The organism is Stenotrophomonas sp. RG-453 (assembly GCF_033843685.1).
GTDB classification, from domain to species: Bacteria; Pseudomonadota; Gammaproteobacteria; order Xanthomonadales; family Xanthomonadaceae; genus Stenotrophomonas; species Stenotrophomonas bentonitica_A.
In genome coordinates, this window is sequence record NZ_JAMYED010000002.1 from 241,555 (window position 1) to 262,917 (window position 21,363).

A 21,363-nucleotide genomic window follows, 5' to 3' on the forward strand; every position below is an offset into this window, starting at 1 on the left:
ACGCCCCATGCTAGAGCGAATCATTCGCGCGTCCATCGCGCACAGATGGCTTGTGCTCCTTCTGGTCCTGGCCTTCTCAGGCCTTGGGATCTGGAACTACAGCAAGCTTCCCATCGACGCCGTTCCTGACATCACCAATGTCCAGGTTCAGATCAACACCGAAGCTCCCGGCTACTCACCGCTGGAGGCCGAGCAACGGGTCACATTCCCCGTCGAAACAGCGTTAGCCGGGTTGGCAAAGCTGGAATACACCCGTTCCATCTCACGCTACGGACTGTCTCAGGTCACGGTGGTGTTTGAAGATGGCACGGACATCTACTTCGCCCGTCAGCAGGTCGCAGAGCGGCTTCAGCAAGCGGCATCCCAATTGCCCGAGGGACTCAAGCCCAGCCTTGGACCGGTAGCGACCGGCCTGGGCGAGATCTTCATGTACACCGTGGAAGCTGAGCCGGGTGCTGAGGAGACGTGGACGCCGATGGCGCTTCGTACGCTGCAGGACTGGGTGGTCCGACCGCAGATGCGCCACTTGAAGGGCGTAACGGAGGTCAACACCGTCGGGGGCTATGTCCGCCAGTTCCACATCACGCCGGACCCGAAGAAGCTCCAAGCCTACGGACTGACGTTGCAGGACGTGCTGGAAGCCGTGGCACGCAGCAACGCCAACGTGGGCGCCGGCTACATCGAGAAGAGCGGTGAGCAGTACCTGGTCCGCGTGCCGGGGCAGGTGGCCGACATGGCGGGTTTGCGCAAGATCGTTGTGGCCAACCGTGATGGCATGCCATTGCGCGTTGGCGATCTGGCGGACGTTGTTGAAGGCACCGAACTTCGCACAGGCGCGGCAACCAAGGATGGCAAGGAAGTAGTCCTTGGTACGGCCTTCATGCTCATCGGTGAAAACAGCCGGGACGTGGCTCAGCGAACCGCCGCCAAGCTCAAGGACATCGATGCCACCTTGCCTGACGGCGTGCGGGCGCATCCCGTCTACGACAGAACCGAACTGGTGGACCGGACCATCGAGACGGTGAAGAAGAACCTTCTCGAAGGCGCCTTGCTCGTCATCGCGGTCCTCTTCCTGCTTCTGGGCAATCTTCGCGCGGCGCTGATCACTGCGGCGGTCATTCCATTGACGATGCTGCTGACGATCACAGGCATGGTCCAGAATCGTGTCTCCGCGAATCTGATGAGCCTGGGCGCACTGGATTTTGGCCTGATCGTGGATGGGGCGGTCATCATCGTGGAGAACTGCCTGCGCCGCTTTGGCGAACGGCAACACCTTCTGGGCCGTCTGTTAACCCGCGAAGAACGATTCTCCTTGGCGGCAAGCGCCAGTGCAGAAGTGATCAAGCCAAGCCTGTTCGGCCTTTTCATCATCGCGGCGGTCTACATCCCGATCTTTGCCCTCTCCGGCGTGGAAGGGAAGATGTTCCACCCGATGGCGCTTACCGTGGTGATCGCGCTTACCGGTGCCATGGCGCTGTCTCTGACATTCGTGCCGGCCGCTGTGGCTCAGTTCGTAACGGGGAAGGTTTCGGAGAAGGAAACCAAGGCCATGCGCGGTGTCACCAAGCTGTATGGCCCGATGCTTGAGCGAGCTGTCAACGCACGCAAGGTGGTGGTCGCCTCGGCCGCAGTGCTCACCGTCCTGGCGGGTCTGCTTGCAAGCCGCCTCGGCACTGAGTTCATTCCGAACCTGGATGAGGGCGATATCGCACTGCATGCGCTCCGAATTCCTGGGACCAGCTTGACTCAGGCCATCGGCATGCAACGTCAGCTGGAAGCGGCGATCAAGCAGTTCCCCGAGGTGGATGAAGTCGTCGCCAAAATCGGCACTGCCGAGGTGGCTAACGATCCCATGCCCCCCTCCGTAGCCGACACCTTCATCATGCTCAAAGATCGGGACCAATGGCCCGATCCGCGCAAGCCGAAGGCGCAGCTTGTTGCCGAGCTTGAGAAAGTGGTTCGCGCCATTCCCGGCAACAACTACGAGTTTACGCAGCCGGTGCAGATGCGGATGAACGAGCTCATTGCAGGCGTTCGGGCTGAGGTTGCCGTCAAGCTGTACGGCGACGACCTGGAGCAGCTAGCAGCCATCGGCGCTCAGGTGGAGGACGTTGCCAGCGGAATCCAGGGAGCGGCCGACGTGAAAATTGAGCAGATCACCGGTCTGCCCTTGATGACGATCACGCCGGACCTGGATGCACTTGCACGATACGGTGTAGCCATCGACGACGTGCAAAAGACCATCTCGGTGGCGCTGGGAGGTGAATCGGTCGGCCAGGTGTTCGAAGGCGATCGCCGCTTCGACATCGTGGTTCGTCTGCCGGAGAACCTGCGCCAGGACATCGGAACACTGGCGTCACTACCTGTAGCCGTCGCGCCAGGGGCGAGCACAGGCCAAGAGCGTAGCTTCGTGCCTTTGGGTCAGTTGGCCAAGGTCGAGATTGCGCCCGGTCCTAACCAGATCAGCCGCGAGAATGGCAAACGCAGGGTGGTAATCACCAGCAATGTGCGCGGACGCGATCTGGGGTCCTTTGTCGAGGAGCTGCGCAGCAAAGTCGGAAAAGAAGTCCAGCTGCCCGAAGGCTACTGGATCGAGTACGGCGGCACATTTGAGCAGTTGATCTCGGCAAGCAAGCGCCTGTCCATCGTCGTGCCAGTGGTTCTGGTAATGATCTTCGGATTGCTGTTCATGGCATTCGGCTCAGGAAAGGATGCTGCGATCGTGTTCAGTGGCGTGCCGCTCGCACTGACCGGGGGCGTGGTGGCGCTATGGCTGCGCGACATTCCCTTGTCCATCTCCGCAGGCGTGGGGTTCATCGCGCTTTCGGGCGTTGCCGTGCTCAACGGCTTGGTAATGATCAGCTTCATCAAGAACCTGCGGGAAGAAGGCATGCCCCTGCATAGGGCAGTCACCGAAGGTGCTCTTACTCGCCTCCGGCCAGTCCTGATGACGGCACTTGTGGCGAGCCTGGGCTTCCTTCCCATGGCCCTGAACGTCGGTGCTGGCGCGGAAGTTCAGCGCCCGCTCGCAACCGTGGTGATCGGCGGAATCATCTCTTCAACGCTGCTGACACTGCTCGTGCTGCCGGCGCTGTATCGACTGATCCACCGCGAAAAACCTGATCTGGAAAGTCGCTCCCCATGAATCATCCATCTCCTTTCCGCACAAGGAACTCGTCTTTGACTTCCCCCACCAAGCTCTTTGCATGGCTTTCGATGCTTGCCGCAGTCCTCCTGCCGTTTGCGGCGTTCGCGCACGGTGTCAGCGAGGGCGACCAGGCCTTCCTTGAAGAAAGCACCGGTAGGCAACTGATCGCGTTCACCTACCTCGGCGCCAAGCACATGGTGACTGGATACGACCACCTTCTGTTCCTGTTCGGGGTGATTTTCTTCCTTTACCGCATGCGGGACGTGAGCATCTACGTCACTTTGTTCGCCATTGGTCACAGCACGACGCTGCTGCTCGGTGTGCTCGGCGGCTTTCACGTCAACGCCTATCTGGTCGACGCGATCATCGGCCTGTCGGTGGTCTACAAGGCCTTGGACAACATGGGCGCGTTCAAGCGCTGGTTCGGCGTGCAACCCAACACCAAGATTGCGGTCCTTGTCTTCGGCTTCTTCCACGGCTTCGGCCTGGCCACGAAGCTTCAGGACTTCTCGATATCGCCGGACGGGCTGGTCCCCAACATGCTTGCGTTCAACGTGGGCGTTGAGCTCGGCCAACTGCTAGCGCTTGCCGGCATCCTGATTGTGATGGGCTTCTGGCGTCGACTGCCGTCCTTCAACCGTCAGGCCTACGGCGTTAACACCATCTTGATGATGGCCGGCTTCGTGCTCATCGGCATGCAGCTCACCGGCTACTTCGTTTCCTGATTTCTGACCGAGACCCATTATGTCGATCACCACCAATCAACCACTTCCCACCACTGGCCGCCTGCTGAAGTCGACCCTTCTTGCCGCTGCCATTGCCGGCGCGCTTCTCGTCACGGCCGTTCTGCCGGCGGAGTACGGCCTTGATCCCACAGGGATCGGCCGGGCGCTGGGCTTGACCGCCCTGGCGGACGGCGGAAGCACCGTCATCGACCCGTCCACGCCGACGTCCTCAACAGCATCGGGGGCAGAGGCCGCCTTGGCGGAGAAGGCCGCGGCCGCATTCGGGGCGAACAAAGGGCAATCGCTTGATCCAGGCGCGATATCGCTCACCAACGGTGAGCTTCGCCAGGACGCGATGACGATCACGCTGGAGCCGGGCAAGGGAAAAGAGGTCAAGTCCCACATGGTTGCTGGCGCGGGAATGCTGTTCCGCTGGAAGGCAACTGGTGAAGTGGCAGTCGATATGCACGGCGAGCGCCCCGACGTGAAGGGCGCATGGACCAGCTACGCCGTCGAAGGTGCGCAGCGGGAGTCTCACGGCACCTTCATCGCGCCATTTGAGGGAACTCATGGGTGGTACTGGCAGAACCGAAGCGACAAGCCGGTGACCGTGAGCATCGAACTTATTGGCTACCAAGCCGACATCTATCAGCCGTAACACCCCGGCACTTTGCCGATCCAAACCGAGGAGAAACAACATGAAAGCTCATAGCGCGGTAGTTGCCGGCCTGCTTCTCAGCATGTCCCTTTTCACCACGGCGTCCGCCCATGATCCGGCCCTTCATGCCGATCCAGCCCCCTCGGCTGCCCCCAAGGCCAAGCCGACAACCTGCGAGCAGCTTGCGGACCGTTCGAAGTTCAAGGTGGACCTAAATGATGCCCAGACCAAGGTGCTAAAGGAACGTTGCGAAGCGAAGGCAGCGCCGAAGAAGAAGTAAATCCACTCGCGTTTAGCGAACGACCCCGCCATGCCGGCGGGGTCGTCACCCCGACCCAAACAGTGGTGGGCGTACACTCCGCCCGTCTGCCGCCTCTGCCCTGAAGCCAGGCAGATGGTGTCCACGAGTTGGGGCCGTCAAAACGTTGCTACCAGGACAATTCCATGCTCGAAGTACTGAGTCACCCGACGTTTCGCCGCCTATTTGGTGCACAGATAGTCGCCCTGGTCGGAACCGGCTTGGCAACTGTCGCCCTTGCCCTCCTGGCCTACGACCTGGCGGGCGCCCAAGCGGGCGCGGTGCTGGGCACCGCACTGGCCATCAAGATGGTCGTGTACGTAACCTTGGCTCCCGTTTCAGGAGCGTTGGTCCCAGCACGGCTGCGCAAGCGGGTGCTGATCGCACTCGACCTGATTCGCGCCGCTGTGGCGATCTGTCTGCCCTTCGTCACCGAGATCTGGCAGGTGTATGTCCTTATCGCTGTGCTGCAGTCGGCGTCGGCATGCTTCACGCCGCTGTTTCAGTCCACAATCCCCGAAATTCTTAAGGAAGAGCGCGATTACACACGCGCGCTCTCGCTTTCCCGATTGGCATATGACCTTGAGAGCCTGCTGAGCCCGGCGCTTGCTGCCGCGCTGCTGGCGATCATCAGCTTCCACGGGCTGTTCGCTGGTACCTCGGTAGGTTTCATCCTCTCGGCGGTGCTAGTCGCGTCCACCACGTTCCCCGCCCTCGCTGCGGTCGCTTCCAAGGATGGTCCCTATGCGCGAGCCATCCGTGGAATGCGAATTTACCTTCGCACCCCGCGATTGCAGGGCCTGCTTGCATTGAACCTCTGTGCCGCAGCCGGCGGCGCGATGGTGTTCGTCAATACGGTGGTCATGGTCCGCACCGTTCTGGGCGGGGCTGAGGAACAGGTTGCGTGGGCGTTGGCGGCTTTCGGCGGCGGCTCCATGCTGGTAGCGCTTGTTCTTCCAAAGGTTCTTGACCGCATTTCGGACCGCACAGTGATGCTGACTGCAGGACTGTTCATGGCAGCTGTCCTGGTCACCTTCCTCGGCATTTGGTTTTTCCTGAAGGGAAATCTTGGATGGGCGGCGGTCATCCCGACCTGGACGCTGTTGGGCATGGCATATGCCGGTCTGGTTACCCCCGGCGGACGGCTGCTGCGACGTTCGGCTGAGTCCGCCGATCTGCCATTCCTCTTCGCCGCCCAGTTTTCCCTATCGCACGTTTGCTGGCTGATTGCCTATCCGCTGGCCGGCTGGGTCGGTGCCCGCTACGGCCTGCATGTTGCCTTGGCCGCCCTGGTGACTCTGGCCGCACTCGGTTTGGTCGCCGCGTGGCGCAGGTGGCCGGCGCACGATCCTGAGGAGATAGCGCATCAGCACGAGCATCTTGCTGAGGACGACCCGCACCTGTTGGCACACCGCGACACGGATGGCATGCACCGCCACCGGTTTGTCATCGATCAGCTTCACACGCGCTGGCCAGGCTGACCAGGGCGCCGGCAGGCGGACAGCACGGGCGCGCTGCTTACTTGCGAGTTTGATCGCACACGTACATGTCCACGTCGACGTCATATCGACAGGCAAGTCCACATTCGTAAGAGCCCACTTCCTCCGACCCGGGCACTGGAGGCTTATTTCTCAGGGCGGCTATTGCAACTGCCTGGCAATGTTTGAATCGCCCAGGGTTTTCTAGACAGTCGTCAGCCGTTTAGTGCGTACTGCTTCTCGAACTCTACCGGGGACAGCCCGTCGTTGGAACTGTGCCGCCGTTTTGGGTTGTAGAACATCTCGATGTACTGGAAGACGTCGGCCCGTGCCTCGTCGTGATTGCTGTAGATCCTCCGCTTAATACGCTCCCGCTTCAGTAGCTGGAAGAAGCTCTCCATCGCTGCGTTGTCATGGCAATTGCCTCGTCGACTCATGCTGCACACGATGTCGTGCTCGCGCAGGAAGCTCTGCCAGTCTTCGCTGGTGAACTGGGTTCCCTGGTCGGAGTGAAGCAGAAGCCCGGGGCTTGGCTTGCGCCGCCACACTGCGGCCAATAGCGCCTGCAAAACCAGGTCCGTATGTTGAGTTGGTCGGGTTGCCCATCCAACGACCTGACGCGAAAACAGATCAAACACTACCGCCAAGTACAGGAAGCCGTCGTACGTGCGGATGTAGGTGATGTCCGTGACCCACGCGCGATTTGGCTCACTGACTTTGAAGCCGCGAGCCAGAACGTTCTTGGCGACTGATCCAACAGGGCCGCTCAATGGGCGTGGTCGCCGACCGTAGCCGACCATTGCCCGCAGCCCCTCGCTCTTCATCAAGCGTGCCACGCGATGACGACTACACGTCTCGCCAAGCTCGCGCAGATCTGTGGTCACTTTGCGGTGGCCATACACAGAGCCGCTTTCCAGCCAGCTGTGCTTGATTAGGCCGAGCAACCGCTGATCGTCCTTGTCGCGAGCGCTTGCCGGCTCTTTTAGCCAGGCGTAGTAGCCACTGCGATGGACGCCAAGCATCCGACACATCGCCGCGAGGCCGAACTCATCTGCGTGTTGCTTCATGAAGGCGTACTTTGCTCTTACCCCTTTGCAAAGTACGCGGCGGCTTTTTTTAGGATGTCTCGCTCTTCAGTGACCCTGCGTAGCTCAGCCTTGAGGCGGCGCACTTCCGCGTTCTGGTCCTGCTCCACGCGCCGGCCAACCTCGCCTTTGCCTTGTTGCCGCTTCCAGCCGTAAAGGCTGTGGATCGAGACGCCCAATCGCTCGGCAACCTCCGCTACCGGACGGCCGTACTCAACGATCTGCCGGACCGCCTCGATCTTGAACTCATCGGTGTACCGCTTCGTGCTCATAACCACCTCCGCCTAAGCCATAGTTTATGGCTGCGAGGTGTCTACGGAACCCTGGGCGATTCATTCCCCGTTTGAGACTAAGCACGGTGTCAAGGGCGATCAGTTCGAGAATGTTCTGGTGGTCTTTGGGCGCGGATGGAACGACTACGACTTCAATCTCTATCTGCAGATGGCGACCAACGAGAGCTTGATCGCATCGCGCCAAGTCGCCTACGAGCGCTATAGGAATCTGTTCTACGTGGCGGTTTCAAGGCCGCGGAAGCGCCTTGCGCTTCTCTTCACTCATAAGCTCGATCCGGCGGCAGTCGCCACGCTGCAGCATTGGTTCTCCGGCCATTCAGTCGAGGATTTGGGCTTCAGCCTGTGAAGGCTGCCCGCCAGTCGGATCATCCTGATTGCTGTGCCGGCAGTTGCCAGTCATCTAGAAGCGTGCCCCGCACTAGTTCCGGCGGTTGCACCGGCCACTCTAGATGCCCTTGTGTGGACTCTTCTTTTTCTGCGTCAGCCCCAAGTCAACCTCCGGGAGCGGACAATTCAGTTCGGCCTCGGACATTCCTTTCAGATGCGCGTTGTACTGCCAGATGACGAACTGACCCATCAGTCCTTCATTCTCTCGCCTTAGGCGGCCGTTTTCCGCCTCCAAGCGAACAATCCGTTCGCCTGCTGCGCGCAACGAGGATGGCAAAGGCACTGGCAACGCATCTGACCGCACCCGCGCCTTGGCCAGTTCAAACGCTTCCCGGATTCTCATCGAACGATAGAGTGTCTGGCGCACCGGCTGAAGGCCTAGGCGCTTTTGGCAGGCCTCGACCAACGCCTCCCAGGTCAGGCCCGATTTCCACCCATCGAGAATCTCGACAACGCGCTGGACATCGCGATCTCGCAGATGTCTACCCATTGTCAAGCATCCCGGTCTGTCCGTCTGCAGGAGGCAGTGCGAGGGAGCGCTTTCGAAGCGCCCTGCGCACAGGACTGAACTCCTGGTTGGCCCTGAGCCTGATCAAGGTGCCATCTGGAACCTGCGCGGACTGCATAACCTCGATCAGTTGCGCGAGCCTTTGCTGCGTCATTTGGTGCGTCTCGAACCAGCGATCCGCTCCCGCGGTGCCATTGGCGATCTCGGACGAAGCGCGCTCCACCAGCGCGTTCACCTGCATCAGCCGCTCTTGCATTCTCGCCAACCGCCGATCGCCCTTCACGCAGATCTGCTCACTGCAGTTCAGGCAGTCCCGGAAGCGCTGGCACGGCGCCATGACGAAATCGTGGACGCAATAGCCGTATTCGGTGACGTGCGCAGTCGGGACCAGCAAGAGGTCAAATTCCTGCCGGGTCATTGGAACCTTGTCCGCCAGCAGCTTCAGGTTGCTATCCACGACCGAATCTGTCTTTAGTACAGGGTCGTGGCGTTTGATCATCTCCACGACCTCAAACTCCGACAGGTGATCATAGACCCGGTTCTGCTCAATACTGGTTCGGCCGGACCAGTGTGCGATGTCTGCTTGGCTCATCCCCCCTCGCTGCGCCATGGTGTTGAGCAGGTGACGGAATTGGTGAGACGTCAACTTCTTTGAGCTCTTGTCGACCGACATCCCATGCCTTTCGAAGATCGACGCGGAGTTCTCCCGGCTTCCCACGTCGTCATTGAAGGTGTTGGACGTTGGCTTCTTCAAGACAAGGGGCATGACCCGTCGCTCTGTATCGAGCAAGTTTGACAGGCAACTAAACAGGGCGTCGGCGAAACGCAGGCCACGATCCTTGTCATACCAAGGGAACTCCTTGGGCAACTTTGACCGGACCCATTCGTTGAGCATTCTCAGTGTGATGGGCCCCTGCCTCAGAAAAAACCCTAGACGGTTGATTTCGCCCCTGATGTAGTTGGAATCCACATCCAGGCATCCCAGCGCCGCCCCGATCTGATCTAGGCTCAGCGCATCATCTTCTGCGACCCTAGGGCATTGCGCGTGTCTGGGAAACTGGTCGGGATTGCGCTCAAGCCAGGAAGCCAACCAGCGTGCATCCTGCGTCATGTGCCTTACGCGACCGATGGCCTCCTCCGCGAGCGGGGCCATGACGCCGGGAATCCACTTTACATAAGGCGCTGCGCCTTTTCCGGGCCAGAGTCGCCAGCCATATGAGATCGATCCGTCTTTGCAGGTCTCTCGCACCTCACACTCACTTTCCAATGCGAGCACTTCGGCGATGCGTGAAGGCGCGCAAAGCAGCATCGCCGACAACGAGGTTGTAAAGACGTCACGTGGCTCGGAAGGATGGGAGGCGAATAGCTCCGCCATCGCTTCCACGGCGGCCGCATCAGGCAACTTGCGCACCCGTTCCTCCCTCGCCTGCCGTCCGGTTCTGACTGTATCCGCTGGACGTGCTATCGGGCTCGCCCATTGCAGGCACCTAGGCACCAGACGCTCGTCCGAAAGGAACGTGGCGAGCTTGGCCAACTCCCTTCCCGCCTGATACGCCACCCCCGCAGAGTATGCTTCGCGTGCCAGCATCGCCGCCGCATCCAGGATGCACCCATCGACGTCGGCGATGCTGGCGCCGCCGGTTCGATTAACGAGCGCCCGTTCCAGCACTCGCAATGCCCGCATCTCCGTGAAGGCCTTGCGCTTGCCGGCGCGCTGCATGTAGCGAAAGTAGGCCTTGGCAAAAGTCAAGAAAGGCTCTTGCAGGACATTCTCAGGTTTCAGCACGCGGCTCGTCTGATCCAGGTTTCCAAACGAGACGCCAGGATTTGGCCATTGGTTCTCATCCCAGCTCAGGTCCATGCCGAATACCGTGAGCTTGTGTCTGCATGTCTCAATGAACGATGCACGATTCTGCGCGGCACTCTGCTGTCTTCTCGAACTAAACGGCAGCGGCCTAGTCATGGTCGCGCAACTCCGTCTTACGTTGCTCACACAGGCAAATGACCTGCGAAACCGCAATGATGGTCCGGTCATTGATCGCCGCAATCGAGTCGTCCATCGTGATGGTGCGGATGCGCCCACGCTCCTGGACGAGTCGATCCATGACTTCGCGGTGCGGCGCGTCAAGCCAAGGCTGGAAGGCCTTGCAGGTGTAGCAAGCCAGAGGTGCAATGGCGCCGCAAAAGCCAAACGAGCCGCAAGTGCCCACATTGGACCCGCTGTCACACCGAATCCGGCTGGCGATGTCATTCCCGCGCAGCGCCTCGGCTTCCTTGTCCACCAACATGCCGGAAAATGCCTGAACGATGGGCGCCAGCTGCGCAGCAACCGCCGCATCAATGGCCGCCACGTGTTCCGGCACATTCTCGGTGTACACACGTGCGTTTTGATCGTCGGTATGATCAAGTAGCTCTGCTATCACGACCGTCCCGAGCCCCTCCCTAGCGGCGCGGGTGGCAACCGTCCTCCTCAACCTTAGCGGAAAGACATGCAGACTCTTGCGTGTGCGCTCGGACGGGACCTCTAGACGCGCCACCGTCCGCTCTAGACGAGCGGTGATGGTTGCAGTCCGTATATGGAACGCCTCCGACCTTAGCCTTTGCCTCACCTCGGCGAGAGGGAGACCACGCGCACGCCGCACTGTGCGCCAAGAGGGGAACAGCGGCGCCTGGTCGATATCGTCTTTTGACAGTGCCGGCCAGAAGCGCCTCATGCGCCGGGTGGTGTGTTCCACCAGCTCCAACATCGGCGCCGCCTTCTCATGGGTGAGGTAGGCGGGCTTGAACTCCGATCTCCAAGTGCAGGCCTGCTTTCTCCGCGGAACCAGCACGACCAGGCCACACTCCTCTTGAACGCTCCCGTCTGGGCGTTTTATGTCGGCCAACTTGAGGTCTCCCAGCTGACTCGGCCTTCGGCCCGTGCTGACCAAGAAATCCGCCAGGACATAACTTCCCAGACTTACAGATCGATCGGAGAAAGCCTGTACCAAGCGATCTGTCAAACCCTCGTACTCCAACTGCGAGAGCGGACCCTTCTTCGAGCATCGCGTCCTGACCGCCACGCCTTTTGGCGAGCTCTTGTCCTTCCATGCGCAAATCGTGTTCAACACATCTCTGTCGATTCCCGGCGCTTTAAGCCGGACCCAGTGCCGGAGCAACGTCACAAACCCTGGCAGGTGACACCGTTCCCGCTCACTTAGGGTGTTTCGATAGTTGATCAGGTCTATAGAGTCCACGCACAACACACGATCGGCACGATGCGTCAGGAACGTGATGAATTTCCTGAACCCACCAAGGGCCGCCATCACCGTGCCAGGAGCGAATTTTGATGCATACCAAGATGCAACACTTAGGAATCCGTCGCGCAGTTCTCCATCAAGTGACTCCCGAACCCACTCCAAATGGATGGTCACATCCCGGGACAAAACCCATACGGCTTCTTCTACATCCAGCTCGTATCCCTCTCGGCTCAGGATCTTCATGCCCGTCCCTTGTCGCGCCTGGACTTTTGAAGCATCAAGGTCGCTTCCATGGCTTTGCGCTGGGTGTGACGTCGCGTGTAGGTGGCTGCCGAGCCCGAACCTTCCCGCCAGCCCATGATGTAAGACCGCATCTTCTCCTCCTGGGCAGGCGGTGTACCCAGCGAATCCATCTGCCGGGAGAAACGATCGTTCGCGGTGTGCCGAATCACGTGCGGCGATAATCCGTCGAGTCTTCCATGCGCAGCTTCGCGTAGCTTGGCGAATGCCTTGGACAGCGCCTGGTAGGACATGGGCTGTCCGTGATGCGGGCCCAACTTGTGCGTCACCAGCAGGAATGAATGCCGTCGCGACGCGGCGCAGCTTTTTCGTTCACTCGATACGTAGCCTAAAATCCGCCGCGCGAGTTCGTCCGTGATCGGCAGGACCCTGTCCCTTGTCTTTACGACCGGCTGGCTCCTGCGCGGGTCGGAGCTATCACCGTGCCGCCGCGCGACCGTGAAGGTGTTGGCCTGAAAGTCGAAGTCCGAGACCTTCAGGGAAAGCAGTTCACCCGCCCGGAGCCCCAGATCCAGTAGGTCGAGGATGACAGCGTTCCGGATCTGGACTTCAAGTGGAAACGGGTTGAGGGCGCTGCCGGTGCCCATCATTTCATCGAGCAACGATTTCTGCGGTTCATCCAGACCCATTCGCGCATTGATGCTGGACTTACGCTTCCGGCCTCGCTTGCATTTCAGGCGTTCTCCCATCAGCGCGATAGTCAGCGCTGCAGCCTGATCCATGCCTTTTGCTTCACGCTCTAAGAGGTACTTAGCGAGCCAGTCCAGATAGGATGCAACCGCCGTGATTCGGTTATAGGCCGTGTGCGGGTCTACCTGCCTACGCGCCGCACCGGGCGCGGCGCGGACGCGACTGGCATATCTCACCAACGATAAAGGCCGACTACTGAGCGCTGCCTTGGCTGCCCGCGTTCTGAGGAACGTAGCAAGCAGCTGTATCTCAATGTCTGAAAGAAACTGACGGTGAGCTAGCCTTGCTTCAAGGTTGATGCGTTCTGAGTCGGCCCACGCATTCAAGAGCTTGATTGCCTCCAGAGCTGCTTTCGTCGTCGAGGGCGCCAAGCTCGCGTTTCTGAGCTGGGTAGTCATATACAGCGTTGGATTCCACAGAGGAGTTCCCTGCTCGTCCATCAGTATCGGGAACCGCTCCCCATCCCTGAAAACGATGGTCGAAACAACGGGGCCAGTCCTTATGCTCACGGCTATGTACCAAAGCGGCAGGTGGTAGCGAGAACTCTACTCCGGAATGGCCTATACGCAACGGCGCCCAGGTACAGAAAAGCCCGCGCGAAGCGGGCTTTTCCTCTAAAACTAACGTTTAAGACCGTGGTACAACCTAGAACGGAATATCGTCATCAGCGAAGTCGTCCATCGGCGGCGCCGACTGCTGCGGAGCCTGCTGCTGCGGGCGCTGCTGGCCGTAGCCACCACCACCACCGCCACGCTGACCACCACCGCCGCCGCCACCACCGCCGTACTCCTGGCGCGGGGCCTGCTGGCGCTGCGGACGTTCGCCGCCACCGCCACCACCGCCTTCACGGCCACCGAGCATCTGCATTTCATCGGCGATGATGTCGGTGGAGTACTTCTCCACGCCATCCTGGCCGGTGTACTTGTCGTAACGCAGGCTGCCTTCGACGTAGACCGAGCTGCCCTTGCGCAGGTACTCACCAGCGATCTCGCCGAGCTTCCCGAAGAACACCACGCGGTGCCATTCGGTACGCTCCTGCTGGTTGCCATCCTTGTCCTTGCGGACGCTGGTGGTGGCCAGGCTGATCCGGGTGATCGCCATACCGCCCTGGGTGTACTTCACGTCCGGGTCGTTGCCGAGGTTGCCGACCAGGATGACTTTATTGATGCCGCGCGCCATAGGGTTGCTCTTCCGTTGTCCGAGGGCAGGCCGCAGTCATATCACAGCCCCGGGCGGGGTGCAGATCTGCCGGGCCGCCCTTGGGAGAATTGGGGGGATCCAGATTGCACCATCTTATCATCGCCGCCGTCCCCGACCCTGTCGGAATTCCGGCCGGGAACGACCGGAAACCTGCTCGAGCCATATGCCGCAACGGTGACGGCGGTTCAGTCCCCGCGCCGCAGGCCGCTGGCCGCCAGCCCGAGGGACCTCCCGGCCCCGCCATCACGGCGCATGGCATGATGTCTCTTCACTGTCTCCCCGCCTGCTGAAATGACCATCCGCGGTAAAGCCACCTCCCTCGATATTGCCCACCTGGCCGGCGTCTCCCAGCCCACGGTGTCGCGGGCGCTGCGCGGCAGCCCGATGGTCAACGCCGAAACCCGGCAGCGGATCCTGGCCATCGCCCGGGAGCTGAACTACAAGGTCGACAAGAACGCCTCCAGCCTGCGCCTGCGCAATGCCGGCACACTGGCCCTGCTGTTCTTCGAGGACCCGACCAATGACGATTCGCTGATCAACCCGTTCTTCCACGCGATGCTCGGCTCGATCACGCGGGCCTGCGCGCTGCGCGGTTATGACCTGCTGGTCTCCTTCCAGCAGCTGTCCACTGACTGGCAGGCCGATTACGAGGACAGCAACAAGGCCGACGGCATCATCCTGCTCGGCTATGGCGACTACCACGAGTCGCGCGAGCGCCTGCAGCGGCTGGTCGAGCAAGGCACCCACTTCGTGCGCTGGGGCGCTTCCCTGCCCGACCAGCCCGGTGTCTCGATCGGCAGCGACAACTTCCAGGGCGGTTTCGACATCACCGCCCACCTGCTCGACCAGGGCTGCCGCCGGATCGCGTTCGTCGGCCACGCTTCCAGCCACTATCCCGAGTTCGAGCAGCGCTATCGCGGCCACGTCGACGCAATGCGGGCGCGAGGCCTCACCGCCGAGCCCTCGCTGCAACACGATGCGATCACCACCGAGCAGTCCGGCTTCGATGCCTGCCAGGCGCTGCTGGCACGCGGTGAGCGTATCGATGGGCTGTGCGCGGCCAGCGACCTGATCGCGATCGGTGCGATGCGCGCCCTGCGCGAGCATGGCCTGCGCGTGCCTGAGGACGTGGCGGTCACCGGCTTCGATGACATCCCGCTGGCCGCCTCGGTGTCCCCGCCGCTGTCCACGGTGCAGCAGGACACCAAGCAGGCCGGGCACCTGCTGGTGGAGAAGCTGTTGGCGCTGATCGACGGCCAGCCGGTGGAAGGCCAGAGCATCGCGGTGAAGCAGGTGCTGCGGGAATCCTCGCTGCGCCGCTGACCGTCCACCGCTGTTGGCTTATTTCAAGCGGCGATCCAGCACGAAGTACACCACGTTGCCCAGACCGGTCGCCCCGAGCAGCAGCGCGATCGCACCCGGCGTGACCCGGTCGATGCCGAGCAGATCGACCAGCCCGAAGGCCAGGGCCAGGGTCAACATCACGCAGCCCCAATGCAGCGCGGCCAGCCGGCGCTTGGTGGTATCGCCGGCCAGCAGCGAACGCACCAGCTCTTCCGAGCCGCGGGCTTCGACGATACGGCGGCGCGTGTGGCCATCGACCACGCTCTTGATGGCATACACGATGCCGAGGATCAGGACGACGGGCAGAATCAGGTTGTAATCCATGGTGCGTTCGTTCCGTTGAGGAGGGGCTTGTCCACTGAGATACGGCCACGGCGGGATCGGTTGCACGGCACACGGTTGCAACCGATGGGGCACTCGCCGTATCTCTATGGAACATGCGCACGTCGCCGCCCCCTCCTGCCGACTGTCTCGATGCCGACCGGCTACTGGTCGCCGCCATTCTGTCGCGGCAGCCCGGCGCGTTCGAGCAGCTGGTGCGCGAGTATCAAGGCCTGTGCTGGCGCGTGGTCGATCGCATGGTCCGCCACCCCGAGGACACCCGCGAGCTGTGCCAGGAAGCCTTCCTGCGCATCCATCAGACGTTGCATCAATACCGCGGCGAGAGCGCACTGAAATCCTGGGTCGCGCAGGTTGCCTATTCGATCGCCAAGCGGCACCTGGAACGGCGACGCATCCCACTGGTGGAGAACACCGTAAGCGACGACGGCACCGCCTTGATCGATCGGGTCGGCGATGGCATCGATCTGGAAGCCCTGACCAGCGAGCAGGACATCAACGCCCACCTGCATGCGGCCATCGACGCCCTGCCCCCGCTGCAGCGCACCCTGCTCACGCTCTATCATCTGGAAGAGATCTCCATCGCCGAGATCGCCACCCTTACCGACCTGGCCGAAGGCACCATCAAGAGCCACCTGTTCCGCAGCCGCAAGCGGCTGCGCGAACTGCTCGAATCCCGCATTGGAGTGCCCGCATGAGCAGCGCAGACGATTTCCGGATCGACCCCGACGAATGGCAGGCCCAGGAACGCGGGCTGCGCGCGGCGCTGAGCGGCCAACGCGCTGGACCGGACGCCACCGATTACCTGCGTATTGCCCAGGCGATCGCCTCTGCGCCGCAGAGCGGGCCGCCGATGCGCTTCGCCCGCGATGTCGCCGTGCACATCGCCCGGCATGACGCCGGGATCGAACGCTGGGTCTCCCGGACCCTGCTGGCGGTGCTGGCGGTCGCGGTGCTGGCGTTGGTTTCGCTGTTCGGCCCGGCATGGTGGCGCGCGATCGAGCACGCCGCGGGCAGCGCGGCGACCGGGTGGCTGCTGGCTGGCGCAGCCTGCGTGGCGCTGTCGTGGCTGGCGGCTCGTTGGCGGGCGTCCGGCCGGAAGCACCCATGACTTACGGCGGATGCAGGCTATCTGAATAGGGCGGATAACCGATCCATCGCCCATGGGAAGCTGTCCGCATGCTTGAGATCCGCGCGCTGTCCAAGACGTACGCCAATGGGGTCCACGCCCTTGCCGGTGTCACCCTCGATATTCCCCGCGGCATGTTCGGGCTGCTCGGCCCGAACGGCGCCGGCAAGTCCTCGCTGATGCGCACCCTGGCCACGCTGCAGGAAGCGGACAGCGGCACCGCCACGTTGTCGATTCCGGGCGAGGCGAGCATTGATGTGCTGCGTGACAAGGATGCGGTGCGCCGGCGGCTGGGGTATCTACCGCAGGACTTCGGCGTGTATCCCAAGGTCAGTGCACTGGATCTGCTTGAGCATTTCGCGGTGCTCAAAGGCCTCACCCACAAGGGCCAGCGCCGCGAGGTGGTGGATGCCCTGCTGCAGCAGGTCAATCTGTGGGACGCGCGCAAGCGCAAGCTGGGCACGTACTCCGGCGGCATGCGCCAGCGCTTCGGCATCGCGCAGGCGCTGCTCGGCGACCCACGCCTGGTGATCGTCGATGAACCTACCGCCGGGCTCGACCCGGAAGAGCGAAACCGCTTCCTCAACCTGCTTGCCGCGATCGGCGAGAACGTAGCGGTGATCCTGTCCACGCACATCGTCGAGGATGTCACCGACCTGTGCCCGAGCATGGCCATCATGAACAAGGGGCAGGTGCTGCTGACCGGCAAGCCCAGCGATGCGATCGACGCGCTGCAGCACCAGGTCTGGCGCAAGCAGGTGGACGTTGCCGAACTGCCCGCCTACGAAGCCAACCATGTGGTGCTGTCCACCCGCCTGGTCGGTGGCCGGCCGGTGATCCACGTGCACAGCGCGACCGACCCCGGCGACGGCTTCGCCGCCGTTGCTCCCGATCTGGAAGACGTCTATTTCCAGCGACTGCGCCTGCAGTCGCGGGCCGCCTGACCGGAGCCCGCCGATGATCGCTGCCTTCTTCCGCTTCGAGCTGCGCGAGCAGCTCCGTTCCCCGCTGCTGTGGCTGCTGGCGGGCCTGTTCGCGCTGATGGCCTTCGGTGCGGCCTCCTCCGACGCCGTACAGATCGGCGGCGGCGCCGGCAATGTGCACAGCAATGCGCCAACCGTGATCGCCTCGATGCTGGGCATCTTCACCCTGCTCGGCATGCTGGTGTCCACGCTGTTCGTCAGCAACGCGTTGCTGCGCGACTTCGACCTGGGCACCGCCGAGCTGATCTTCGCCAGCCCGATCAAACGCCGCGACTATCTGGCAGGGCGCATCGGTGCGGCCCTGGTCAGCGGGCTGCTGGTCTACATGATCATCGCCCTGGGCCTGGCGCTGGGGCCGTTCATGCCCTGGGTGGATCCGGCCCGCATGGGCCCGGTCTCGCTGTACAGCTACGTGTGGGCCTTCGGGGTGATCGTGATCCCGAACCTGGTCTTCACCACGGCGCTGCTGGCGTTGCTCGCGGCCACCACGCGCTCGATCCTGTGGGTCTACATCGGCGTGATCGGTTACTTCGTGCTGTACGGCGTCAGCGCCGCCCTGCTCAGCGACATAGACAACACCTGGGTGGCCGTGTTGAGCGAGCCGCTCGGCCTGCGCGCGCTGTCACGGACCATCCGCTACTGGTCGGTGGCCGAGCGCAACAGCGGCCTGCCCGCCGTGGCCGGTCAGCTGCTGGCCAACCGCGCGCTGTGGCTGGGCGTGGCGGCCGTACTGTACGCCGCCACGTTCGCCTTGTTCCGCACCGAACGCAGCGGCAGCGCCGGACGTCGCTGGGGACGCAGGACCGCCCTCGTGACGACCGCGCCCGCACAGCGGCCGAGCCAGGTCGTAGTGCCCCGCGTGGTGCCGGGCCACGGCGCCGGCACCGCCTGGAGGCAGTTCCTGCACCAGGTCCGCTTCGACACCAGCGGCGTGCTGCGCAGCGTGCCGTTCCTGGTGCTGCTGGTACTGGGGCTGTGCAACTTCCTGCCCGGCGCGCTGTTCCGCCAGACCCTGTACGGCACGCCGATCTGGCCGGTCACCTCGGAGATGCTGACCGCCCTGCAGGGCGCCTACAGCTGGCTGCTGATCATCATCGTGCTGTTCTTCGCCGGCGAACTGGTCTGGAAAGAGCGCGCGGCCCGGATCAATGAAGTCACCGATGCGATGCCCGTCCCCAACTGGGTCCCGCTGCTGGCCAAGTTCGCCACGCTGGTGGCGGTGATCGCCTGCTTCCAGGCGATCGGTGCGCTGGCCGCGATCGCGGTGCAGCTGAGCAAGGGCTACACGCAGATCGAGCCACTGGTGTATCTCAAGACCCTGGCACTGGACTCGGCCGTCTACCTGTTGATGGGCGGCCTGGCGCTGGTGCTGCAGGTGCTGACCAACAACAAGTTCATCGGCTACGCGCTGCTGATCGTGGTGATGATCGGCCAGGCGGTGCTGGGCATGCTCGACTACACCCAGAACCTGTACAACTTCGGCAGCTGGCCGATCGCGCCGTACTCGGACATGAACGGCTACGGCCATTTCCTGCCGGGGCAACTGGCTTTCCAGGGCTACTGGGCGCTGTTCCTGCTGGCGCTGCTGTGTGTCGCCTCGGCGTTCTGGGTCCGTGGTGTCGGCACCAGCCTGCGCCAGCGCCTGGTGCTGGCGGGCCGTCGCCTGCGCGGCCCGGCCGGGCTGGGCGCCGCCGTCGCAACGCTGGCCTTCATCGGGCTGGGCGGCTGGCTGTACTGGAGCACCAACATCCGCAACGAATTCCTCTCACCGGACCAGCAGCTGGACCTGCAGGCCCGCTACGAGCGTGAACTGTCGCGCTACCGCGACCTGCCGCAGCCGCGCATCGTCGCGGTGGACAACCGGATCGACCTGCACCCGGAAACCCAGTCGGTGGTGATCGATGCGTACTGGACGGTGCGCAACACCCACACCACCCCCATCGCGCAGCTGCACGTGGCGATGAACGACGACAAGCAGCTGACCGCGGTCGACCTGGGCGGCCAGACGCTGGCGATGCATGACGCCGACCTGGGCTATCGCATCTACCAGCTGACCGCCCCGCTGCAGCCAGGGGAGGAACGCCGCATCCACTTCCGCGTCAACCAGCATCCGACCGGCATCACCTCCGATCAGGCGCCCACCGACCTGGTGGAGAACGGCAGTTTCTTCAACAGCCGGCTGCTGCCCTCGTTCGGGTACGACCAGGGCGTGCAGATCACCGACCGCAACGAACGCCGCAAGCGCGGCCTCGGCGAACCGAGCCGCATGCCCAAGCTGGAGGACCAGGCCGCCCGCGCGAACAATTACGTGACCGACGATGCCGACTGGCTGGCCTTCCGCAGCACCATCTGCACCGCGCCGGACCAGATCGCGCTGGCGCCGGGCTACCTGCAGCACGAAGCGACCATCAACGGGCGGCGCTGCTTCAGCTACGCCATGGACCGGCCGATGCTCAACTTCTATGCCTACCTCTCGGCGCGTTGGGAAGTGAAGCGCGCCGCATACAAGGGCATCCCGATCGAGGTGTACTACGATGCCCGCCACGGCTACAACGTGGACCGCATGATCGAGGCGGTACGGAAGTCGCTGGCGTATTACGAGGCCAACTTCACGCCGTACCAGCACCGGCAGGTGCGCATCATCGAGTTCCCGGGCTACGCACGTTTCGCCCAGTCGTTCGCCAACACCATCCCCTACTCCGAATCGATCGGCTTCATCGCCGATCTGCGCAACCGTGACAAGGTGGACTATGTGTTCTACGTGACCGCCCACGAGGTCGCGCACCAGTGGTGGGCACACCAGGTGATCGGTGCCAACGTGCAGGGCGCGACGATGTTGTCTGAATCGCTGTCCCAGTACTCGGCGCTGATGGTGATGGAGAAGGAGTACGGCCGGCAGCAGATGCGTCAGTTCCTGAAGACGGAACTGGATGGCTACCTGTCCGGGCGTGGCAGCGAGGGTATCGAGGAGCTGCCGTTGGCACGGGTGGAGAACCAGCAGTACATCCACTACGAAAAGGGCTCACTGGCGTTCTACCGCCTGCGCGAAGAGATCGGCGAGGCCGCACTCAACCGTGCGCTCAAGCGTTTCCTGCAGGACAAGGGCTTCCAGCAACCGCCCTACACCACCTCGACCGAACTGCTGGGCTACATCCGGGCGGAGACGCCGGCCGACCGCCAGCAACTGGTGACCGATCTGTTCGAGAAGATCAGCTTCTACGACAACCGCGTGCTGGCCGCGACCGCGCGCAAGCGGGCGGACGGCAAGTACGACGTCACGCTGAAGCTGCATGCCGAAAAGCGCTATGCCGACGGTGACGGCAAGGAGACCGCTGGCGCCATGGACGACTGGATCGAGCTCGGCGTGTTTGCCAACGCCCCCTCGGGCAAGGAGCGCGACCAGAAGGTGCTGTACCTGCAGCGCCACCACGTCACCGAGGCCAACCCGTCGATCACCGTGACGGTGGACGGCAAGCCGGATGAAGCGGGCTTCGATCCCTACAACAAACTGATCGATCGGGTCTCCTCGGACAACCGGCGCAAGGTGACGCTGCAGTAG

General features: G+C 62.5%; 18 protein-coding genes. 11 read left to right on the top strand and 7 right to left on the bottom strand.

The window, feature by feature from the left end:
- Positions 1 to 7: 7 nt before the first annotated feature.
- From NJD74_RS03650 to NJD74_RS03670, 5 genes are all read left to right on the top strand, one after another.
- Entirely contained in the window at positions 8 to 3,145 is a 3,138-nt protein-coding gene (locus NJD74_RS03650) for a CusA/CzcA family heavy metal efflux RND transporter (RefSeq protein ID WP_319623685.1), read from the top strand.
- A complete protein-coding gene (locus NJD74_RS03655; RefSeq protein ID WP_345785049.1) occupies positions 3,142 to 3,873 on the top strand; it encodes a HupE/UreJ family protein in 732 nt (243 codons plus the stop codon). The genes NJD74_RS03650 and NJD74_RS03655 overlap by 4 nt, the downstream gene beginning before the upstream one ends.
- A gap of 19 nt (positions 3,874 to 3,892) precedes the next feature.
- The gene (locus NJD74_RS03660; protein WP_319623686.1) at positions 3,893 to 4,531 is read left to right on the top strand and encodes a hypothetical protein; all 639 of its coding nucleotides are present in this window, start codon (positions 3,893 to 3,895) and stop codon (positions 4,529 to 4,531) included.
- 40 nt (positions 4,532 to 4,571) lie between these two features.
- Positions 4,572 to 4,811, top strand: a complete 240-nt coding sequence (locus NJD74_RS03665) for a hypothetical protein (RefSeq protein ID WP_319623687.1) — start codon at positions 4,572 to 4,574, stop codon at positions 4,809 to 4,811.
- A 164-nt stretch (positions 4,812 to 4,975) separates the two neighbouring features.
- A complete protein-coding gene (locus tag NJD74_RS03670; RefSeq protein ID WP_319623688.1) occupies positions 4,976 to 6,310 on the top strand; it encodes an MFS transporter in 1,335 nt (444 codons plus the stop codon).
- Between the two features lie 212 nt (positions 6,311 to 6,522).
- On the opposite strand, the gene NJD74_RS03675 is transcribed toward NJD74_RS03670, so the two are convergent.
- Positions 6,523 to 7,664, bottom strand: a protein-coding gene (locus NJD74_RS03675) for an IS3-like element ISStma9 family transposase (protein ID WP_319623689.1) whose coding sequence is annotated in 2 segments (ribosomal slippage) — positions 6,523 to 7,427 and positions 7,427 to 7,664 — 1,143 coding nt in all. Because the reading frame shifts where the segments join, the coding sequence is not laid out codon by codon here.
- A gap of 37 nt (positions 7,665 to 7,701) precedes the next feature.
- Between NJD74_RS03675 and NJD74_RS03680 the strand changes: the two genes are divergently transcribed.
- Positions 7,702 to 8,031 (top strand): hypothetical protein, encoded by a 330-nt coding sequence (locus tag NJD74_RS03680; protein WP_216359492.1) that lies wholly within the window; start codon positions 7,702 to 7,704, stop codon positions 8,029 to 8,031.
- 99 nt (positions 8,032 to 8,130) lie between these two features.
- Here NJD74_RS03680 and NJD74_RS03685 read toward each other — a convergent pair whose 3' ends face one another.
- From NJD74_RS03685 to NJD74_RS03705, 5 genes are all read right to left on the bottom strand, one after another.
- A complete protein-coding gene (locus NJD74_RS03685) occupies positions 8,131 to 8,562 on the bottom strand; it encodes a hypothetical protein (protein WP_088435229.1) in 432 nt (143 codons plus the stop codon).
- Entirely contained in the window at positions 8,555 to 10,441 is a 1,887-nt protein-coding gene (locus tag NJD74_RS03690) for a hypothetical protein (protein ID WP_319623690.1), read from the bottom strand. Before NJD74_RS03690 ends, NJD74_RS03685 begins: the two co-directional genes overlap by 8 nt.
- A 94-nt stretch (positions 10,442 to 10,535) precedes the next feature.
- Positions 10,536 to 12,062 (bottom strand): site-specific integrase, encoded by a 1,527-nt coding sequence (locus NJD74_RS03695; RefSeq protein WP_088435227.1) that lies wholly within the window; start codon positions 12,060 to 12,062, stop codon positions 10,536 to 10,538.
- Entirely contained in the window at positions 12,059 to 13,249 is a 1,191-nt protein-coding gene (locus NJD74_RS03700) for a site-specific integrase (protein WP_088435226.1), read from the bottom strand. The genes NJD74_RS03695 and NJD74_RS03700 overlap by 4 nt, the downstream gene beginning before the upstream one ends.
- A 205-nt stretch (positions 13,250 to 13,454) precedes the next feature.
- On the bottom strand, positions 13,455 to 13,988 hold the full coding sequence (locus NJD74_RS03705) for a single-stranded DNA-binding protein (RefSeq protein ID WP_319623691.1): 534 nt from the start codon (positions 13,986 to 13,988) through the stop codon (positions 13,455 to 13,457).
- Between the two features lie 312 nt (positions 13,989 to 14,300).
- On the opposite strand from NJD74_RS03705, the gene NJD74_RS03710 reads away from it, so the two are divergent.
- Complete coding sequence (locus NJD74_RS03710) at positions 14,301 to 15,332, top strand: LacI family DNA-binding transcriptional regulator (RefSeq protein ID WP_102789085.1); 1,032 nt, start codon at positions 14,301 to 14,303, stop codon at positions 15,330 to 15,332.
- Positions 15,333 to 15,350: 18 nt separating this feature from the next.
- On the opposite strand, the gene NJD74_RS03715 is transcribed toward NJD74_RS03710, so the two are convergent.
- Positions 15,351 to 15,677 (bottom strand): hypothetical protein, encoded by a 327-nt coding sequence (locus NJD74_RS03715; protein ID WP_019185699.1) that lies wholly within the window; start codon positions 15,675 to 15,677, stop codon positions 15,351 to 15,353.
- A 113-nt stretch (positions 15,678 to 15,790) separates the two neighbouring features.
- On the opposite strand from NJD74_RS03715, the gene NJD74_RS03720 reads away from it, so the two are divergent.
- From NJD74_RS03720 to NJD74_RS03735, 4 genes are all read left to right on the top strand, one after another.
- A complete protein-coding gene (locus tag NJD74_RS03720; protein ID WP_319623692.1) occupies positions 15,791 to 16,390 on the top strand; it encodes a sigma-70 family RNA polymerase sigma factor in 600 nt (199 codons plus the stop codon).
- Entirely contained in the window at positions 16,387 to 16,803 is a 417-nt protein-coding gene (locus NJD74_RS03725; RefSeq protein ID WP_319623693.1) for a hypothetical protein, read from the top strand. Before NJD74_RS03720 ends, NJD74_RS03725 begins: the two co-directional genes overlap by 4 nt.
- Positions 16,804 to 16,871: 68 nt before the next feature.
- Positions 16,872 to 17,765 (top strand): ABC transporter ATP-binding protein, encoded by an 894-nt coding sequence (locus NJD74_RS03730; RefSeq protein ID WP_019185696.1) that lies wholly within the window; start codon positions 16,872 to 16,874, stop codon positions 17,763 to 17,765.
- A 13-nt stretch (positions 17,766 to 17,778) separates the two neighbouring features.
- Positions 17,779 to 21,363 (top strand): M1 family aminopeptidase, encoded by a 3,585-nt coding sequence (locus NJD74_RS03735; protein WP_319623694.1) that lies wholly within the window; start codon positions 17,779 to 17,781, stop codon positions 21,361 to 21,363.

What these genes read in the sequence shown, in the direction of transcription:
- NJD74_RS03695 (WP_088435227.1), bottom strand. Translation starts at nt 12,062, where the DNA reads ATGAAGATCCTGAGCCGAGAGGGATACGAGCTGGATGTAGAAGAAGCC.
- NJD74_RS03650 (WP_319623685.1), top strand. Translation starts at nt 8, where the DNA reads ATGCTAGAGCGAATCATTCGCGCGTCCATCGCGCACAGATGGCTTGTG.
- NJD74_RS03665 (WP_319623687.1), top strand. Translation starts at nt 4,572, where the DNA reads ATGAAAGCTCATAGCGCGGTAGTTGCCGGCCTGCTTCTCAGCATGTCC.
- NJD74_RS03670 (WP_319623688.1), top strand. Translation starts at nt 4,976, where the DNA reads ATGCTCGAAGTACTGAGTCACCCGACGTTTCGCCGCCTATTTGGTGCA.
- NJD74_RS03660 (WP_319623686.1), top strand. Translation starts at nt 3,893, where the DNA reads ATGTCGATCACCACCAATCAACCACTTCCCACCACTGGCCGCCTGCTG.
- NJD74_RS03700 (WP_088435226.1), bottom strand. Translation starts at nt 13,249, where the DNA reads ATGGACGAGCAGGGAACTCCTCTGTGGAATCCAACGCTGTATATGACT.
- NJD74_RS03725 (WP_319623693.1), top strand. Translation starts at nt 16,387, where the DNA reads ATGAGCAGCGCAGACGATTTCCGGATCGACCCCGACGAATGGCAGGCC.
- NJD74_RS03705 (WP_319623691.1), bottom strand. Translation starts at nt 13,988, where the DNA reads ATGGCGCGCGGCATCAATAAAGTCATCCTGGTCGGCAACCTCGGCAAC.
- NJD74_RS03655 (WP_345785049.1), top strand. Translation starts at nt 3,142, where the DNA reads ATGAATCATCCATCTCCTTTCCGCACAAGGAACTCGTCTTTGACTTCC.
- NJD74_RS03710 (WP_102789085.1), top strand. Translation starts at nt 14,301, where the DNA reads ATGACCATCCGCGGTAAAGCCACCTCCCTCGATATTGCCCACCTGGCC.
- NJD74_RS03715 (WP_019185699.1), bottom strand. Translation starts at nt 15,677, where the DNA reads ATGGATTACAACCTGATTCTGCCCGTCGTCCTGATCCTCGGCATCGTG.
- NJD74_RS03690 (WP_319623690.1), bottom strand. Translation starts at nt 10,441, where the DNA reads ATGGACCTGAGCTGGGATGAGAACCAATGGCCAAATCCTGGCGTCTCG.
- NJD74_RS03685 (WP_088435229.1), bottom strand. Translation starts at nt 8,562, where the DNA reads ATGGGTAGACATCTGCGAGATCGCGATGTCCAGCGCGTTGTCGAGATT.
- NJD74_RS03735 (WP_319623694.1), top strand. Translation starts at nt 17,779, where the DNA reads ATGATCGCTGCCTTCTTCCGCTTCGAGCTGCGCGAGCAGCTCCGTTCC.
- NJD74_RS03720 (WP_319623692.1), top strand. Translation starts at nt 15,791, where the DNA reads ATGCGCACGTCGCCGCCCCCTCCTGCCGACTGTCTCGATGCCGACCGG.
- NJD74_RS03730 (WP_019185696.1), top strand. Translation starts at nt 16,872, where the DNA reads ATGCTTGAGATCCGCGCGCTGTCCAAGACGTACGCCAATGGGGTCCAC.